At 60.7% G+C, this 16,247-nt stretch carries 15 protein-coding genes; 13 read left to right on the top strand and 2 right to left on the bottom strand.

What is annotated here, in order from left to right:
• Positions 1–290 precede the first annotated feature (290 nt).
• From PspCFBP13508_RS05305 to PspCFBP13508_RS05290, 4 genes are read left to right on the top strand one after another with little or no spacing between them, the layout of a single operon-like run.
• Positions 291–761 (top strand): (2Fe-2S)-binding protein, encoded by a 471-nt coding sequence (locus PspCFBP13508_RS05305; RefSeq protein ID WP_016771000.1) that lies wholly within the window; start codon positions 291–293, stop codon positions 759–761.
• Positions 758–3,079, top strand: a complete 2,322-nt coding sequence (locus PspCFBP13508_RS05300) for a xanthine dehydrogenase family protein molybdopterin-binding subunit (protein ID WP_137213895.1) — start codon at positions 758–760, stop codon at positions 3,077–3,079. Before PspCFBP13508_RS05305 ends, PspCFBP13508_RS05300 begins: the two co-directional genes overlap by 4 nt.
• Positions 3,079–4,059 carry an XdhC family protein gene (locus PspCFBP13508_RS05295; protein ID WP_137213894.1) on the top strand — a complete coding sequence of 327 codons (981 nt, stop codon included), beginning with the start codon at positions 3,079–3,081 and terminating at the stop codon, positions 4,057–4,059. Before PspCFBP13508_RS05300 ends, PspCFBP13508_RS05295 begins: the two co-directional genes overlap by 1 nt.
• Positions 4,056–4,652 carry a nucleotidyltransferase family protein gene (locus tag PspCFBP13508_RS05290; protein WP_137213893.1) on the top strand — a complete coding sequence of 199 codons (597 nt, stop codon included), beginning with the start codon at positions 4,056–4,058 and terminating at the stop codon, positions 4,650–4,652. The genes PspCFBP13508_RS05295 and PspCFBP13508_RS05290 overlap by 4 nt, the downstream gene beginning before the upstream one ends.
• 191 nt (positions 4,653–4,843) lie before the next feature.
• On the opposite strand, the gene rne is transcribed toward PspCFBP13508_RS05290, so the two are convergent.
• Entirely contained in the window at positions 4,844–8,116 is a 3,273-nt protein-coding gene (rne, locus tag PspCFBP13508_RS05285) for a ribonuclease E (RefSeq protein WP_137213892.1), read from the bottom strand.
• 699 nt (positions 8,117–8,815) lie between these two features.
• Between rne and rluC the strand changes: the two genes are divergently transcribed.
• The 3 genes from rluC to sppA are packed head-to-tail and all read left to right on the top strand — an operon-like array spanning position 8,816 to position 11,438.
• Complete coding sequence (gene rluC / locus PspCFBP13508_RS05275; protein ID WP_016770994.1) at positions 8,816–9,775, top strand: 23S rRNA pseudouridine(955/2504/2580) synthase RluC; 960 nt, start codon at positions 8,816–8,818, stop codon at positions 9,773–9,775.
• Complete coding sequence (locus PspCFBP13508_RS05270) at positions 9,762–10,424, top strand: HAD-IA family hydrolase (protein WP_016770993.1); 663 nt, start codon at positions 9,762–9,764, stop codon at positions 10,422–10,424. The genes rluC and PspCFBP13508_RS05270 overlap by 14 nt, the downstream gene beginning before the upstream one ends.
• A 24-nt stretch (positions 10,425–10,448) precedes the next feature.
• Entirely contained in the window at positions 10,449–11,438 is a 990-nt protein-coding gene (gene sppA / locus PspCFBP13508_RS05265; protein WP_137213891.1) for a signal peptide peptidase SppA, read from the top strand.
• 86 nt (positions 11,439–11,524) lie between these two features.
• On the opposite strand, the gene PspCFBP13508_RS05260 is transcribed toward sppA, so the two are convergent.
• Positions 11,525–12,103: a nucleoside triphosphate pyrophosphatase gene (locus PspCFBP13508_RS05260; RefSeq protein ID WP_137213890.1), complete on the bottom strand. Its 579-nt coding sequence runs from the start codon at positions 12,101–12,103 to the stop codon at positions 11,525–11,527.
• A 105-nt stretch (positions 12,104–12,208) separates the two neighbouring features.
• Here PspCFBP13508_RS05260 and PspCFBP13508_RS05255 point away from each other — a divergent pair, with 105 nt between their 5' ends.
• The 6 genes from PspCFBP13508_RS05255 (at position 12,209) to acpP (ending at position 16,202) form a co-directional block, all read left to right on the top strand.
• Positions 12,209–12,736, top strand: a complete 528-nt coding sequence (locus tag PspCFBP13508_RS05255) for a YceD family protein (protein ID WP_003204262.1) — start codon at positions 12,209–12,211, stop codon at positions 12,734–12,736.
• Between the two features lie 13 nt (positions 12,737–12,749).
• Entirely contained in the window at positions 12,750–12,932 is a 183-nt protein-coding gene (gene rpmF, locus PspCFBP13508_RS05250; protein WP_003179396.1) for a 50S ribosomal protein L32, read from the top strand.
• Positions 12,933–12,936: 4 nt separating this feature from the next.
• Entirely contained in the window at positions 12,937–13,947 is a 1,011-nt protein-coding gene (gene plsX / locus PspCFBP13508_RS05245) for a phosphate acyltransferase PlsX (RefSeq protein WP_081932528.1), read from the top strand.
• Positions 13,948–14,070: 123 nt separating this feature from the next.
• Positions 14,071–15,009, top strand: a complete 939-nt coding sequence (gene fabD, locus PspCFBP13508_RS05240) for an ACP S-malonyltransferase (RefSeq protein ID WP_024013921.1) — start codon at positions 14,071–14,073, stop codon at positions 15,007–15,009.
• Positions 15,010–15,025: 16 nt separating this feature from the next.
• Entirely contained in the window at positions 15,026–15,769 is a 744-nt protein-coding gene (gene fabG / locus PspCFBP13508_RS05235) for a 3-oxoacyl-ACP reductase FabG (RefSeq protein ID WP_034155354.1), read from the top strand.
• A gap of 196 nt (positions 15,770–15,965) precedes the next feature.
• On the top strand, positions 15,966–16,202 hold the full coding sequence (gene acpP / locus PspCFBP13508_RS05230) for an acyl carrier protein (protein WP_003175607.1): 237 nt from the start codon (positions 15,966–15,968) through the stop codon (positions 16,200–16,202).
• The last annotated feature ends 45 nt before the right edge of the window (positions 16,203–16,247 follow it).

The raw sequence follows: 16,247 nt of genomic DNA, 5'->3' as shown, positions 1-16,247 counted from the left end.
AAGTTTCAAGCTTCGAGCGGCAAGCTGCACTGCGTCATGAGCTATCTGCCGCTCTTGCTTGCAGCTTGTAGCTAGAAACTTGCAGCTAAAAAGCCCTGTATAAGCAGGGCTTTTTTGTTAATGCTGGGTTAACTTAGCCACCTAACGATACCGATCATTTGCTCTACCCAAGACGCGGTTGCGAGCTGCAAGCTGCAAGCGAATCAGACACGCCTTCACTTGTAGCTTGCAGCTCGAAGCTTGCCGCTAAGATGTTACCCATAACCACTAAAAAATATGCGGGCGTGCCCATGATTACCCTGAAACTCAACGGTCAAGACCACTCCCTCGATGTCACCGAAGACATGCCGCTGTTGTGGGCGATTCGTGACGTCGCCGGTTACAACGGCACCAAATTCGGTTGCGGCATGGGCCTGTGCGGCGCCTGCACCATCCATATCGACGGCTTGCCGGCACGCAGTTGCATCACGCCGATCGGCTCGGTAATCGGCCAGAACGTCACCACCATCGACAATCTCCACGCCGACCCGGTAGGCAAGGTCGTGCAGCAAGCCTGGCTCGACAGCGCCGTGGCTCAATGTGGTTATTGCCAGGGCGGGCAGATCATGTCGGCCACCGCTCTGCTGAAAACCAACCCGAACCCGAGCGACGAGCAGATCGAAGAAGCCATGGTCGGCAACATCTGCCGCTGCGGCACCTACAACCGGATCAAAACCGCGATCCGCCAGGCCTCCACCCACCTGAAGGAGGTGAAGGCATGAGCCGTGTCCCGAATGATTTCGCCCTGAGCAACCTCAGCCGCCGTGGTTTTCTCAAAGGCGTCGGTGCCACTGGTGCGCTGGTCCTCGCCGCGAGCTGGGGCTGGCAGGATGCGCTGGCCGATGACGCTGCGAAGAAGTTTGGCGCCGATGGCATGCCCAATGGCTGGATCGACGATCCCAAGGTCTACGTGAGCATTGCTGCCGATGGCAGTGTCACCGTGGTGTGCAACCGTTCGGAAATGGGCCAGGGCGTGCGCACCAGTCTGAGCATGGTAGTGGCCGATGAACTCGAGGCCGATTGGGCTCAGGTCAAAGTGCAGCAGGCGCCGGGTGACGAAGTGCGCTTCGGCAACCAGGACACCGATGGTTCGCGCAGCATGCGTCACTGGTACGAACCGATGCGTCGTTGCGGCGCCGCCGCGCGGACCATGCTCGAACAGGCGGCCGCTGCGCAGTGGAAAGTGCCGGTTGGCGAATGCCATGCGCAACTGCACAAGGTCATTCACAAACCGTCCGGCCGCGAACTGGGCTACGGCGAACTCGCCGCTGCCGCCAGTGCGCTGGCAGTACCGGCGCGTGACAGCCTGCGTCTCAAGCAGCCGTCGGAGTTTCGCTACATCGGTAAGGAAGGCACCAAGGCCATCGACGGTGCCGACATCGTCAATGGCCGCGCAGTGTACGGCGCCGACGTGCATTTCGACGGCATGCTCTACGCCACTATCGCTCGCCCGGCAGTGTACGGCGGCAAGGTCAAAAGCCTCGATGACAGCGCCGCGCTGAAAGTCCCTGGCGTGCTAAAAGTCATGCAGATCGAAGGTCGGCCGTTGCCGTCAGAGTTCCAGCCATTGGGCGGCGTCGCGGTTGTGGCCAGCAACACCTGGGCGGCGATCAAGGGCCGCGAGGCGCTGAAGATCGAGTGGGATGACGGACCGAATGCCAGTTATGACTCGATTGCCTATCGCAAAGAACTTGAAGCCGCGTCGCTGAAGGCCGGCAAAGTGGTGCGCAACACCGGTGACATCGACAAGGCCTTGAGCGGCGCCGCCAGCACTCTCGAAGCCTCGTATTACCTGCCGCACCTGGCGCAGGCACCGATGGAACCGATGGTTGCTATCGCCCGTTACAAGGACGGCGTCTGCGAAGCCTGGGCGCCGAGTCAGGCACCGCAGGTCACCCGCGAGCGCATCGCCGAGCGCCTGGGTGTGCCGTTCGAAAAGGTCACCTTCAACGTAACGCTGCTGGGCGGTGGTTTCGGGCGCAAGTCGAAACCGGACTTCGTCGTCGAAGCGGCGATTCTCGCCAAGGAATTTCCGGGCAAGGCTGTACGGGTGCAGTGGACCCGCGAAGACGACATCCACAATTCGTATTTCCACACTGTGTCGGCGGAATATCTCAAGGCGGGTATCGACAAAAACGGTATGCCGTCCGGGTGGCTGCATCGCACCGTGGCGCCAAGCATCACCGCGCTGTTTGCGCCGGACATGAACCATGAGGCGGCGTTCGAGCTGGGCATGGGCTTTACCAACATGGCCTACGTGATTCCCAACGTGCGCCTGGAAAACCCCGAAGCCAAGGTACACACGCGGGTCGGCTGGTATCGCTCAGTGTCGAACATTCCCCACGGCTTCGCGATTCAGAGTTTCGTCGATGAACTGGCGCACAAGGCCGGGGAAGATCCGCTCAAGTACCAGATCAAATTGCTCGGCCCGGACCGGCAGATCGATCCACGTACCTTGAGCGAAGAGTGGAACTACGGCGAATCGCCCGAGCGTTATCCGATCGACACCGGGCGCATGCGCACGGTGCTGGAAACTGCCGCCAAGGCCGCCGGTTGGGGGCGCAAACTGCCCAAGGGCCGCGGCCTCGGTCTGGCGGTGCATTACAGCTTCGTCACCTATGTCGCGGCGGTGATTGAAGTCGAGGTCAAGGACGATGGTTCGCTGATCGTGCACAAGGCCGACATCGCCGTGGACTGCGGGCCGCAGATCAACCCTGAGCGCATCCGTTCGCAGTTCGAAGGCGCGTGCGTCATGGGCCTGGGCAACGCCGTGCTCGGTGAAATCAGCTTCAAGGACGGCAAGGTCCAGCAGGACAACTTCCATATGTACGAGGTCGCGCGCATGTCGCTGGCGCCCAAGGAAGTCGCTGTGCATCTGGTCACGCCGCCGGGTGAGGTGCCGTTGGGTGGCGTCGGTGAGCCGGGTGTGCCGCCGATTGCCCCGGCGCTGTGCAATGCGATCTTCGCCGCGACCGGCAAGCGCATCCGCAATCTGCCGGTGCGGTATCAGTTGCAAGGCTGGCAGAAGGCGCAAGCGTAATGGATAGCGTCGATCTCAACGTCCTGCGCAGCGTCCTCGAGTGGCGCCGCGCAGGGCAGCGGGTGGTGCTGTTCAGCGTGGTGCAGACCTGGGGCACCGCGCCGCGCTCGCCCGGCGCCATGCTCGCCTTGCGCGAGGACGGCGTGGTGATCGGCTCGGTGTCGGGCGGCTGTGTCGAAGATGACCTGATCGCGCGGCTGCACGACGGCCGCATCGCCACCGATGGTCCGCCAGTGCAGATGATTACCTACGGCGTGACCCGCGAGGAGGCCGCGCGTTTCGGCCTGCCTTGCGGCGGTACTTTGCGCCTGACCGAAGAGCGCATCGGTGACCCGGCGTGGGTCGCCGAGCTGCTGCAGCGTTGCGAAAACCATGAAATCGTTGCCCGAGAACTGAACATCGAAACCGGCGAGGTGCGACTGGCTCCGGCGAATAAAACCGATTCGCTGGTGTTCGACGGCAAGGTTTTGCGGGCGATTTACGGCCCGCGCTGGCGCTTGTTGCTGATCGGTGCCGGGCAGTTGTCGCGCTACGTCGCCGACATGGCGCGGCTGCTGGATTTCGAAGTGCTGATCTGCGATCCGCGCACCGAGTTCGTTTACGGCTGGGAAGAGCAGCATGGCCGTTTCGTCCCCGGCATGCCGGACGAGGCGGTGTTGAACATCCACACCGACGAGCGCACGGCGATCGTCGCCTTGACCCACGATCCACGCCTGGACGACATGGCCTTGCTCACTGCGCTCGATTCGCCGGCGTTCTACGTCGGCGCGCTCGGTTCGCGAGTCAACAGCCAGAAGCGCCGGGAAAATCTGGCTCAGCTAGGCTTGTCGCAAGCATCGATTGATCGCTTGCACGGGCCGATCGGCCTGCACATCGGCAGTCATTCGCCGGCAGAGATCGCCTTGTCGTTGCTGGCGGAAATTGTCGCGATCAAGAACGGTGTGGAGCTGAAACAGAAAAAACCGCTGGAGGGTGCATGAGCCAATCCATCGCAGTGATTGTGCTGGCGGCGGGCGAGGGCAAACGCTTTCGCCAGATCGCCGGCCCCGACAAAGACAAATTGCTCGCTGACTGCACTGGGCGTGATGGCGCCGTGCGCTCGGTCATCGAGCAGGTGCTGGTGAACCTGCCGGCCAGTCTCGCCAAGCGCGTGCTGGTCACCACCGAGGCTCGACCGCAGGCGATGCGCATGGCCCAGGCTTATGGCTGCGACGTGGCGTCGATCGAATCGGCCGGCATGGGCGACAGCATTGCCGCAGGTGTTGCCGCTTGCCCGGAGGCGGATGGCTGGTTGATTGTGCTCGGCGATATGCCGTTTATCTTGCCTTCGAGTATCGAGCGAGTGGTTGCGGCGATGGCTGATGACGCGGTGAGCGTGCCGGTGCTGGATGGCGAATTTGGCCATCCCGTGGGGTTTGGTCGTTCGTTTGGCGCGCAATTGCAGGCGCTGACCGGCGATCGTGGCGCACGGCCGTTGTTTGCGCAGGGTAGGGTGGTGGAAGTGGCGGTGGATGATCCAGGGGTGTTGTGGGATATCGATGTGCCTGAATCTTTGGTATTTCCTCAGCCCTGAGCCGTGTTGAAATTCCTTGTGGGAGCGAGCCTGCTCGCGAATGCGCTGGTTCAGTTACATGAATAGTGTCTGCCCCAGCGTTTTCGCGAGCAGGCTCGCTCCCACAAAGATTCCGGATGATGCTGGAATTTCAGGCATAAAAAAGCCCCGCCAGGCTTTCACCAGGCGGGGCTTTTTATTGACTTCAGGAATTACACGAGTGGTTTAGGCTCGTGCTCTTTTTCCTGGGCCTCTTCGCGCTGTTCAACCGCGTCCTGAACGGAGCGTGGTGCTTCAGCGATCACCGCTTCTACCGATGCTTCTTCCGCGACCGGGGTAGGGGCTGCCTCGGTCACTTCAGCTGCAGGGGCTGGTTCGGCTGCGACTGGAGCCGCAGCAGCAGCCAGTTCGGCTTCCTTCTGCAGACGCTCGGCTTCACGCTTGCGACGACGCACTTCACGCGGATCGTTTGGCGCGCGGCCGTTTGGCGTCAGGGCGCTGACCGGAGCCGGAGCTTCAACCACAGGGGCTGGCGCTTCGACTGCGGCTGGCGCTTCTTCAACCTGAGCTTCGGCAACCGGAGCTTCAACCACTGGTGTCGGCGCTGGCTCTGCTGCTGCAACTACTGGCTCGGAAACCATGGCTTGCGGCACTTCGGCTTCAGCGACTGGTGCTGGTGCTTCGGTGACGGCTGGCTCGGCAACCCAGTTGAACGCAGTCTGCTCTTCGCGAACTTCACGCACGGTTTTGGTCACGTTTTCGCTGACGGTTTCTACCGCTGGCTCAGTGATGGCCGCTGGTGCTTCGACGACAGCTTCCGGTTCGGCAGTTGCTTCAACCTGAGGCTGAGCTTCGCGGACCGAAGCGACTTCGATTTCCGGTGCAGCAGTCACTTCCACTGGAGTGGTGGCTTCGACAACCGGCGCTTCGACTGGAGCAGTTTCCAGTGTGGCGGCGGTGGCGCGTTCAGCCTGCTCGTGGGCTTGGGCTTCTGCCGGAGCGCTGATGGTGCTGCTGGCAACGGCGGCGGTGACGGCCAGGCCAGCGGCCAGATCGGCAGTGCTTGGCTCGCCAGCGTTTTCAGCGGACTCTGATTCTTCCGAACCTTCGATCACGTTGCCGTTGGCATCACGTTGACGCTCGCGACGGTTGCTGCGACGACGCTGGCCACGGGAGCGACGACGTGGACGATCGCCTTCGGCGTTGTCCTGACCGTCTTCCGGCAGTTGCTCTTCGTTGCTGCTGTTCACTTCTTCTTCAGCGACGGCAGCAGCGGCCTGCTCGGCACGCGGTTGACGCTCTTCACGCGGTGGACGCGGAGCGCGTTCTTCGCGTGGCTGACGCGCCGGACGCTCTTCAGCGGTCACGGCAGCAACAGCTGCGGCTGCGGCTGGCGCGGCGTCCAGCGGCTCGCGCAGTTCACGCACGCGTTCTTCACGCTCGCCACGCGGCTTGCGATCTTCACGTGGTGCACGCGGTGCACGTTCTTCACGCGGGGCACGTGGTGCGCGCTCTTCGCGGGCTACCGGCGCTTCGCTGCGGGTTTCACGCGGCTCGCGGGCTTCACGTGGCTGGCGCTCTTCGCGCGGCTCGCGTGGTGCACGCTCTTCACGTGGAGCACGTTCTTCGCGCGGCTTGCGTTCTTCATCGCGGCGACCGTTACGGTTGCGGCTCTGCTGACGACCGTTGCGGCGCTCTTCGTTGCGGGCAGGACGCTCGGTGGCAGCCGGTTTCGCAACCGCGACCGGTGCGGCTGGCTCTTCCTTGGTGGCGAACAGGCTGACCAGCGACTTCACCAGGCCCTTGAACAGGCTTGGCTCAGGTGCGGCAACCGGTGCAGGAGCAGGTGCGGCAGGGGCAACTTCAGTCGGCACCGGTGCGTTGGCACGGGCCGGCGCAGTCTTCACTGCAGCTTCCTGGCGAACCAGAGTACGGGTCGCAGCGGCTGGCTGGACTTCTTCGACTTCGGCAGCGGCCGCAGCGATTTCGTAGCTGGACTGGTTGGTCGCGGCTTCCGGGCTGTCGTCACGCAGGCGCTGAACTTCAAAGTGCGGCGTCTCGAGGTGATCGTTCGGCAGAATGACGATGCGGGCACGGGTGCGCAGTTCGATCTTGGTGATCGAGTTGCGTTTTTCGTTGAGCAGGAACGCAGCGACCGGGATCGGCACTTGCGCGCGAACTTCGGCAGTACGGTCTTTCAGGGCTTCTTCTTCGATCAGGCGCAGGATGGCCAGCGACAGCGATTCAACGTCACGGATGATGCCGGTGCCGTTGCAACGCGGGCAGACGATGCCGCTGCTTTCGCCCAGCGATGGACGCAGGCGCTGACGGGACATTTCCAGCAGGCCGAAACGCGAGATGCGACCGATCTGCACTCGGGCGCGGTCAGCTTCCAGGCATTCGCGGACTTTCTCTTCCACGGCGCGCTGGTTCTTGGCCGGGGTCATGTCGATGAAGTCGATGACGATCAGGCCGCCGATGTCGCGCAGGCGCAACTGACGGGCGATTTCTTCGGCGGCTTCAAGGTTGGTCTGCAGAGCGGTTTCTTCGATGTCGCTGCCTTTGGTGGCGCGCGCCGAGTTGATGTCGATGGACACCAGGGCCTCGGTCGGATCGATGACGATGGAGCCGCCGGAAGGCAGTTCGACGACGCGCTGGAACGCGGTCTCGATCTGGCTTTCGATCTGGAAACGGTTGAACAGCGGCACGCTGTCTTCGTACAGCTTGATCTTGCTGGCGTACTGCGGCATCACCTGGCGGATGAAGGTCAGGGCTTCGTCCTGGGCTTCAACGCTGTCGATCAGCACTTCGCCGATGTCCTGGCGCAGGTAATCGCGGATGGCGCGGATGATCACGTTGCTTTCCTGGTAGATCAGGAATGGCGCGGAGCGATCCAGCGAGGCTTCTTTGATGGCGGTCCACAGTTGCAGCAGGTAGTCGAGGTCCCACTGCATTTCTTCGCTGCTGCGGCCCAGGCCGGCAGTGCGCACGATCAGGCCCATGTCGGCCGGAGCGACCAGACCGTTCAGCGCTTCACGCAGTTCGTTGCGCTCTTCGCCTTCGATGCGACGGGAGATGCCGCCGGCACGCGGGTTGTTCGGCATCAGTACGAGGTAACGACCGGCCAGGCTGATGAAGGTGGTCAGGGCGGCGCCCTTGTTGCCACGTTCTTCTTTCTCGACCTGAACGATGACTTCCTGGCCTTCGCTCAGGACGTCCTTGATGTTGACGCGGCCTTCGGGGGCTTTCTTGAAGTATTCGCGGGAGATTTCTTTGAGGGGCAGGAAGCCGTGGCGCTCGGAGCCGAAATCGACAAAGGCAGCCTCAAGGCTTGGTTCGATGCGAGTGATGCGGCCTTTATAGATGTTGGCCTTCTTCTGCTCGCGTGCACCGGATTCGATGTCCAGGTCGTAGAGGCGCTGGCCATCTACCAGTGCAACACGCAACTCTTCGGGTTGAGTTGCGTTAATCAGCATTCTTTTCATGTAGTACCGTCGGTTTCCGGGCTGCCGGAAACGGCGTTCGGCACACACGACTTCTCACGGTCGGTGTCAGGTGCGTCGGGAGTGGTTGGCCATTCCCGTGTCCAGCGATGTGCGGCCAATTGGGCCGATACCGCGACGTACGCGTCCTGCTTGCTGTGGCTACTTAAGCACTCAGTCAGGAGGAGGAATCAACCAGCGGCTGTGGACGAGATGAAGCGTCTTGATCAAAGCTTGTTGCTACACAGTCCGGCGGTTGTGCATCTCCACCCTACACGTATCCCTGATAATTCGGGTGCTGCCGCGCGCAGAATCCGCAGCGGGTTGGCATTTACCGTGAGCTCCGAAAGGGGAGGTCACGCATCATGGCTAATTCAGGCGATGTTTCCGAAGCAATCGCTCGGGGTCATTCGCAGTCGACTGCACTTTGTGAACTGGCCTTGAATGTTGCCTGCCGGGCGAGTCAGAACTCTGCACGGCGGTGTAATTCAGGCCTCATGTCACCTGCGCTCGTTACAACCGCAAACTCCACCGTTACGTAGCGAAAGCCCCGTAGGACGGCCTCGCGCCCTGGTGAATTGCGTTGGTCAGGGCCGGTCTTTGACCGTGGTTCCGCTGTCCAGGCCGCTTTTGGCGGCGTTCGCGACTATAGCAGCAATGATTAAGTGCTTCAATTCCATAAAAATTGTTATCATCCGCGGCATGACAACTACTGCCCCTTCGACTCCAGGCGTTCAACTGCTTGAAGTCTCGCCGGAGTATGCCGGCCAACGAATCGACAACTTTCTCCTCGCCCGGCTCAAAGGCGTGCCCAAGACCTTGATTTACCGCATTTTGCGCAAAGGCGAAGTGCGTGTGAACAAGGGTCGGATCAAGCCCGAATACAAGCTGCAGGCCGGCGATATCGTGCGCGTGCCGCCGGTTCGTGTGCCTGAGCGCGACGAACCGGTGCCGCTGGCCCAGGGGTTGTTGCAACGCCTGGAAGCTTCGATCGTCTTCGAAGACAAGGCCCTGATCGTGATCAACAAGCCCGCCGGCATTGCGGTTCATGGCGGCAGCGGGCTGAATTTCGGCGTGATCGAAGCCTTTCGTCAGTTGCGTCCCGACGCCAAGGAGCTGGAGCTGGTTCACCGTCTCGACCGTGACACCTCCGGCCTGCTGATGATCGCCAAAAAACGCAGCATGTTGCGCCACCTGCACGAGCAACTGCGCGGCGATGGCGTCGACAAGCGCTACATGGCGCTGGTCCGTGGCAACTGGGCAACCTCGATCAAGCAGGTTCGCGCACCGTTGCTCAAGAGCAACCTGCGCTCCGGCGAGCGGATGGTCGAAGTCAATGACGAGGGCAAAGAAGCCCTGACGCTGTTCAAGGTGCTGCGCCGCTTCGGTGATTTTGCCACCATGGTCGAGGCGAAACCGGTTACCGGTCGTACCCACCAGATTCGCGTGCACACCTTGCATGCTGGCCATTGCATTGCCGGTGACAGCAAATATGGCGACGAGGATTTCACCAAGGAAATCCGCGATCTGGGTGGCAAGCGCTTGTTCCTGCACGCCTACATGCTGACCGTGCCGCTACCCGACGGCGGCAAGCTGAATCTGCAAGCGCCCGTCGATGAAATGTGGGCCAAGACCGTGGAGCGATTGAGTGCGCCCATCTGATTACAAACTGCTGATTTTCGACTGGGACGGCACTCTCGCCGATTCCATCCATCGGATCGTCGAGGCCATGCACTCGGCGTCCGGGCGTTCCGGTTTCGAGCTGCGCGATGACTTCGCCGTCAAAGGCATTATCGGTCTCGGCTTGCCGGAAGCGATTCGTACGCTGTATCCGGAAATCAGCGATGCAGAAATGCTCGCGTTTCGCGAGTACTACGCCGATCACTACATCGCTGCCGAAGCCGTGCCTTCGCCGCTGTTCGAGGGCGTGGTCGAGTCGATGGCATCGTTTCGTGAGCAGGGTTATCACCTGGCGGTAGCGACGGGCAAGAATCGTCGCGGACTGGATCGGGTGCTCAAGGCCAATGGCTGGGAAGATTATTTCGATATCACCCGCGCCGCCGATGAAACTGCCAGCAAGCCGCACCCTCTGATGCTTGAGCAGATCGTCAGCCACTGTGGCGTACGCCCGGAGCAGGCGTTGATGGTCGGTGATTCGTCGTTCGATCTGCTGATGGCGCGCAACGCGGGGATGGATTCGGTGGCGGTCAGTTATGGCGCGCAATCGATCGAGTCCCTGCAACAGTTCGAGCCGCGCCTGTCGATCGACCGTTTTTCTGAATTGCACGCCTGGCTGGGTCAGCGGGCTTAATACGTTTTTGCTGGGGTAGATGGCATGACCGACGAATGGAAAGCACCGGCCAAGGCAAGTGCCGACGACGGTGACGCGAAAAGCTGGAAGCTGTTGGAAAAGACTTTGCTGGCCGGCGTGCAGGAACAACGCCGTTCGCGGCGCTGGGGGATTTTCTTCAAGCTGCTGACGTTTGTTTATCTTTTCGTTGCGCTGCTGCTGTTCACGCCGCTGATGGACATGGAAAAAAGCGCCACCCGCGGTCCGAACTACACGGCGTTGATCGAGATCGACGGCGTGATCGCCGACAAGGAACCGGCCAGCGCCGACAATATCGTTGGCAGCCTGCGTGCGGCGTTCGAAGACAAAAAGGTCAAGGGCGTAGTCCTGCGCATCAACAGCCCGGGCGGCAGTCCGGTGCAGTCCGGTTATGTCTATGACGAGATCAAGCGTCTGCGTGCTTTGCACCCGGAGATCAAGCTCTACGCAGTAATTTCTGATCTTGGTGCTTCAGGTGCCTATTACATCGCCAGCGCGGCGGATCAGATCTACGCCGACAAGGCCAGTCTGGTCGGCTCGATCGGCGTGACGGCGGCGGGTTACGGTTTCGTCGGCACCATGGAAAAGCTCGGGGTTGAGCGTCGCACCTACACCTCGGGCGAGCACAAGGCATTCCTGGATCCGTTCCAGCCGCAAAAGCCCGAAGAAACCGCATTCTGGCAAAGCGTGCTCGACACCACGCACAAGCAGTTCATCAACAGCGTCAAGCAGGGGCGTGGTGATCGCCTGAAGGACAAAGAGCATCCGGAGCTGTTTTCCGGGCTGGTCTGGTCGGGTGAGCAGGCGCTGCCGCTGGGCCTGATCGACGGCTTGGGCAGTGCCAGTTTGGTGGCGCGTGATGTGATTGGCGAGAAGGAGCTGGTGGACTTCACCGTGCAGGAATCGCCGTTCGATCGCTTCTCGAAAAAGCTAGGCGCCAGCGTGGCCGAGCAGTTGGCGATGTGGATGGGTTTCCACGGGCCTTCGTTGCGGTAAATTGTTTCAAGGTCAAAAGATCGCAGGTCAACGGCAGCTCTTGCACAATCGGTGTAGGAGCTGCCGAAGGCTGCGATCTTTTGCTTTTAAGGGATTTGCACACCTTCGGTCAGCAACATATCGATCAGGCGAATGAGCGGCAGGCCGACCAAGCTGGTGGCGTCCGGACCTTCGGTCGATTGAAACAGGCTCACGCCCAGTCCTTCGGCCTTGAAGCTGCCGGCGCAGTCGTACGGCTGCTCGATGCGCAGGTAGCGTTCGATACGCGCCTGATCCAGCTGACGCATGTGCACGGTAAACGGCACGCAGTCGACCTGGCATTGCCCGGTCTGGCTGTTGAGCAGTGCCAGGCCGGTGAGGAAGGTCACGCTCGCGCCGCTGGCCGCCACCAATTGCTCGCGAGCCTTTTCGAAGGTGTGCGGCTTGCCGATGATCTGTTCGCCCAGGACGGCGACCTGATCCGAGCCAATGATCAGATGAGCAGGGTGGCTGTCCGCCAGGGCACGGGTTTTTTCTTCGGCGAGGCGTTTGACCAGATCGATCGCGGATTCGCCCGGGCGGTGGCTTTCGTCGATGTCCGGCGAGCTGCAGACGAACGGCAGGTGCAGGCGGGCGAGCAATTCGCGGCGATAAGTCGAGCTTGAAGCGAGTAATAAAGGCAGCATGGACGTCTCCTGAGGCAGGTGCGGATTCTAGCGGAGGCGCGCAAGTGACGGACAGGGCACAATTTCCTTTGACATGGGTGGGTGCATCCCTATAATGCTGCGCCTATGTTGAATGACCCGATTCCACCTCACGTTGACCCGCGCAAATTGGCTGACCGTGGCACCACCCTTCAAGGTGAACTGCTGCTGGCCGATTTGAAGAGACTCTGCGACCCGCTTTCCGACGATGTCGGTACGGTGCAGGCCAAATTCGTTTTTGAACGAGATGAACGTAAGTCTGTGGTCATCCACAGCTTTATCGACACCGAAGTCAAAATGGTTTGCCAGCGTTGTCTTGAGCTGGTCACCCTGCCGATCCACAGCGAATGCAGTTACGCGGTGGTGAAGGAGGGTGCGAATACCCAGTCGTTGCCGAAAGGTTATGACGTGCTGGAACTGGGCGAAGATCCATTGGATCTGCAGTCACTGATCGAGGAGGAGCTTCTGCTCGCCTTGCCCATTGTGCCTGCTCATCATCCGGAAGAATGCCAGCAGCCGGCGGGAGCAGATGAGCCCGAACCGAGCGAGGACGAGGTAACGCGGTCCAACCCGTTCAGTGTATTGGCGCAGTTAAAGCGTGACCCAAACGTTTAGGAGTTAATCAATTATGGCTGTTCAGCAGAACAAAAAATCCCGCTCTGCCCGTGACATGCGCCGTTCGCACGACGCTCTCGAGGCTAGCACCCTGTCTGTAGAAAAAACCACTGGTGAAGTTCACCTGCGTCACCACGTATCGCCAGAAGGCGTATACCGTGGCCGTAAAGTGATCGACAAGGGCGCTGACGAGTAATCACTTGTCTGCTCAAGTCATCGCGATTGACGCAATGGGCGGGGACTTCGGTCCCCGCAGCATTGTTCAGGCCAGTCTCGCTTGCCTGTCTGCTACCCCCTCGCTGCACCTGACCCTCGTCGGTCAACCCTCCCTTCTTGAAGAACTGATCCACGGCCAGTCGGCTGCCGATCGCGCGCGCCTGACGATTGTTGCGGCCAGCGAAGTCATCACCATGGACGAAAAACCTGCCCAGGCTCTGCGTGGCAAGCCGGATTCGTCGATGCGTGTGGCCCTCGAACTGCTGCGCGATGGCAAGGTGCAGGCCTGTGTCAGTGCTGGCAATACCGGCGCGTTGATGGCCTTGTCGCGATTCGTCCTGAAGACATTGCCCGGCATTGATCGTCCGGCCATGGTCGCGGCGATTCCGACGCAGACCGGTTATTGCCAGTTGCTCGATCTGGGCGCCAACGTCGATTGCAGTGCCGAGCACCTGTTGCAGTTCGCGGTGATGGGTTCGGTGGCCGCGCAGACCCTGGGTATCGCCCGTCCGCGTGTGGCACTGCTGAACATCGGCACCGAAGACATCAAGGGCAATCAGCAGGTCAAACTGGCCGCCACGCTGTTGCAGGCTGCGCGTGGGATCAACTACATCGGGTTTATCGAAGGCGACGGCTTGTATCGCGGTGAGGCCGACGTGGTGGTGTGTGACGGCTTCGTCGGCAACATCCTGCTCAAATCCAGCGAAGGCCTGGCGACGATGATTGCGGCGCGCATCGAGGCGTTGTTCAAGAAAAACTTCGCTTCGCGCGCTGTCGGCGCTCTTGCGTTGCCGTTGATGAAACGTCTGCAGGCTGATCTGGCCCCGGCGCGACATAATGGCGCAAGCTTTCTCGGACTGCAGGGCATCGTCGTGAAAAGCCACGGATCGGCCGGGGTGCAGGGCTTTCAGAGTGCCATTCAACGGGCGTTGATCGAGATTCAGGAGAACCTGCCCGAGCGTCTCCACGGTCGTCTGGAGGAGCTGTTGTCTTAGGCGTTTTCGTCGGACAATGCTTAAATGTGACCGCCCGGTTCAAAGGGCCATCCAAACTGTCAGTTTCTGGCGTCCCCGACGGGGCGTTATTTTCCGACGACAAGATCATTAGGGGCTTGTTACATGTCTGCTTCCCTCGCATTCGTCTTTCCAGGACAGGGTTCGCAGTCCCTCGGCATGCTGGCCGAGCTGGGCGCGCAACATCCGCTGATCCTCGAAACCTTTCAAGAAGCCTCTGCTGCGCTGGGCTACGACCTGTGGGCACTGACCCAGCAGGGCCCGGAAGAGCTGCTCAATCAAACCGACAAAACCCAACCGGCCATTCTGACCGCTTCGATCGCCCTGTGGCGTCTGTGGCTGGCAGAAGGCGGCGCGCGTCCGGCGTTTGTCGCCGGCCACAGCCTGGGTGAATACAGCGCGCTGGTTGCTGCCGGCAGCCTGAGCCTGGCTGACGCGGTCAAGCTCGTCGAGCGCCGTGGTCAGTTGATGCAGGAAGCGGTGCCGGCCGGGCAGGGCGGCATGGCCGCGATCCTCGGCCTGGAAGATGCCGACGTGCTGGCTGCCTGCGCCGAAGCGGCGCAAGGCGAAGTCGTCAGCGCGGTGAATTTCAACTCGCCGGGCCAAGTGGTGATCGCCGGTGCCAAGGCCGCCGTCGAGCGCGCCATAGAAGGCTGCAAGGCCCGTGGCGCCAAACGCGCCATGCCGTTGCCGGTGAGCGTGCCGTCGCACTGCGAACTGATGCGTCCGGCTGCCGAGCGCTTCGCCGAATCCATCGCCGCCATCGACTGGCAGGCGCCGCAGATCCCGGTGGTGCAGAACGTCAGCGCGCAAGTGCCGGCCGATCTGGAAACCCTCAAGCGTGATCTGCTCGAACAACTCTACAAGCCGGTGCGCTGGGTTGAATCGGTGCAGACCCTCGCCGCTAAGGGCGCCACCAATCTGGTCGAATGTGGCCCGGGCAAGGTCCTTGCCGGCCTGAACAAGCGTTGCGCCGAAGGCGTTTCGACTTCCAACCTCAATACCCCAGATGCCTTCGCTGCCGCTCGCGCAGCGCAGGCCTGAATCAGGAGAAACTTGCATGAGTCTGCAAGGTAAAGTTGCACTGGTTACCGGTGCAAGCCGCGGCATCGGCCAGGCCATCGCGCTGGAACTGGGTCGTCAGGGCGCCATCGTGATTGGCACCGCGACCTCCGCGTCGGGCGCCGAGCGCATTGCCGCGACCCTGAAGGAAAACGGTATCCAGGGCGCCGGTTTCGAGCTCAATGTCACCAGCGACGAATCGGTCAGTGCCGTGCTGGCAGGCATTCAGGAGCAGTTCGGTGCGCCGGTGGCGATTCTGGTCAATAATGCCGGTATCACCCGCGATAACCTGATGATGCGCATGAAAGACGACGAATGGTACGACGTGATCGATACCAATCTGAACAGTCTGTATCGCCTGTCCAAGGGCGTTTTGCGTGGCATGACCAAGGCGCGCTGGGGTCGAATTATCAGTATTGGCTCGGTGGTGGGTGCCATGGGCAACGCCGGCCAAGTAAACTATGCAGCCGCCAAGGCCGGTCTGGAAGGTTTCAGTCGGGCGATGGCGCGTGAAGTCGGTTCGCGTTCGATTACGGTCAACTCGGTAACCCCTGGGTTCATCGACACCGATATGACCCGCGAGCTGCCTGAAGCACAGCGTGAAGCCTTGCAGACGCAGATTCCGCTGGGTCGTCTGGGGCAAGCTCAAGAGATCGCGTCCGTGGTCGCTTTTCTTGCATCCGACGGTGCGGCATACGTTACCGGGGCTACAATCCCGGTGAACGGTGGGATGTACATGTAAGTAAAATGTGACGGATCGTTTCAAAAAAATGTCATACGAGCTGTCTAAAATCCGTTATAAAGCTGCAATCTATTTATAGGCAGAGGGTCGCAGGGTTTGAGGAGTGAAGCTTTCAGTTGAAAAACTGAAAAGGCTTTCTATACACTTACCCACTGGCCAGCTGCCTGAATTTGTCCATTAGGAGTGAAAACAAGGTATGAGCACCATCGAAGAGCGCGTCAAGAAAATCGTTGCCGAGCAACTGGGTGTTAAGGAAGAAGAAGTGGTCAACACCGCTTCCTTCGTAGAAGACCTGGGTGCCGACTCCCTTGACACCGTTGAGCTGGTGATGGCTCTGGAAGAGGAATTCGAGACCGAAATCCCTGACGAAGAAGCTGAAAAGATCACTACTGTACAAGCTGCAATCGACTACGTTACCAGCCACCAGGCGTAACAGTTTGTAATCGTTGCTTGCTGTCATGGAAAAACCGCACTGCCA

It is taken from the genome of Pseudomonas sp. CFBP13508, assembly GCF_005233515.1.
Lineage (GTDB): Bacteria > Pseudomonadota > Gammaproteobacteria > Pseudomonadales > Pseudomonadaceae > Aquipseudomonas > Aquipseudomonas mercuritolerans.
Note: the sequence above shows the minus strand (reverse complement) of the source record. Positions and strands in the feature narration are given on the sequence as shown.

Excerpts from the sequence above, each read along its gene's own strand:
- PspCFBP13508_RS05305 (WP_016771000.1), top strand. The coding sequence starts at position 291 with ATGATTACCCTGAAACTCAACGGTCAAGACCACTCCCTCGATGTCACC.
- PspCFBP13508_RS05300 (WP_137213895.1), top strand. The coding sequence starts at position 758 with ATGAGCCGTGTCCCGAATGATTTCGCCCTGAGCAACCTCAGCCGCCGT.
- PspCFBP13508_RS05295 (WP_137213894.1), top strand. The coding sequence starts at position 3,079 with ATGGATAGCGTCGATCTCAACGTCCTGCGCAGCGTCCTCGAGTGGCGC.
- PspCFBP13508_RS05290 (WP_137213893.1), top strand. The coding sequence starts at position 4,056 with ATGAGCCAATCCATCGCAGTGATTGTGCTGGCGGCGGGCGAGGGCAAA.
- rne (WP_137213892.1), bottom strand. The coding sequence starts at position 8,116 with ATGAAAAGAATGCTGATTAACGCAACTCAACCCGAAGAGTTGCGTGTT.
- rluC (WP_016770994.1), top strand. The coding sequence starts at position 8,816 with ATGACAACTACTGCCCCTTCGACTCCAGGCGTTCAACTGCTTGAAGTC.
- sppA (WP_137213891.1), top strand. The coding sequence starts at position 10,449 with ATGACCGACGAATGGAAAGCACCGGCCAAGGCAAGTGCCGACGACGGT.
- PspCFBP13508_RS05260 (WP_137213890.1), bottom strand. The coding sequence starts at position 12,103 with ATGCTGCCTTTATTACTCGCTTCAAGCTCGACTTATCGCCGCGAATTG.
- PspCFBP13508_RS05255 (WP_003204262.1), top strand. The coding sequence starts at position 12,209 with ATGTTGAATGACCCGATTCCACCTCACGTTGACCCGCGCAAATTGGCT.
- rpmF (WP_003179396.1), top strand. The coding sequence starts at position 12,750 with ATGGCTGTTCAGCAGAACAAAAAATCCCGCTCTGCCCGTGACATGCGC.
- fabD (WP_024013921.1), top strand. The coding sequence starts at position 14,071 with ATGTCTGCTTCCCTCGCATTCGTCTTTCCAGGACAGGGTTCGCAGTCC.
- fabG (WP_034155354.1), top strand. The coding sequence starts at position 15,026 with ATGAGTCTGCAAGGTAAAGTTGCACTGGTTACCGGTGCAAGCCGCGGC.
- acpP (WP_003175607.1), top strand. The coding sequence starts at position 15,966 with ATGAGCACCATCGAAGAGCGCGTCAAGAAAATCGTTGCCGAGCAACTG.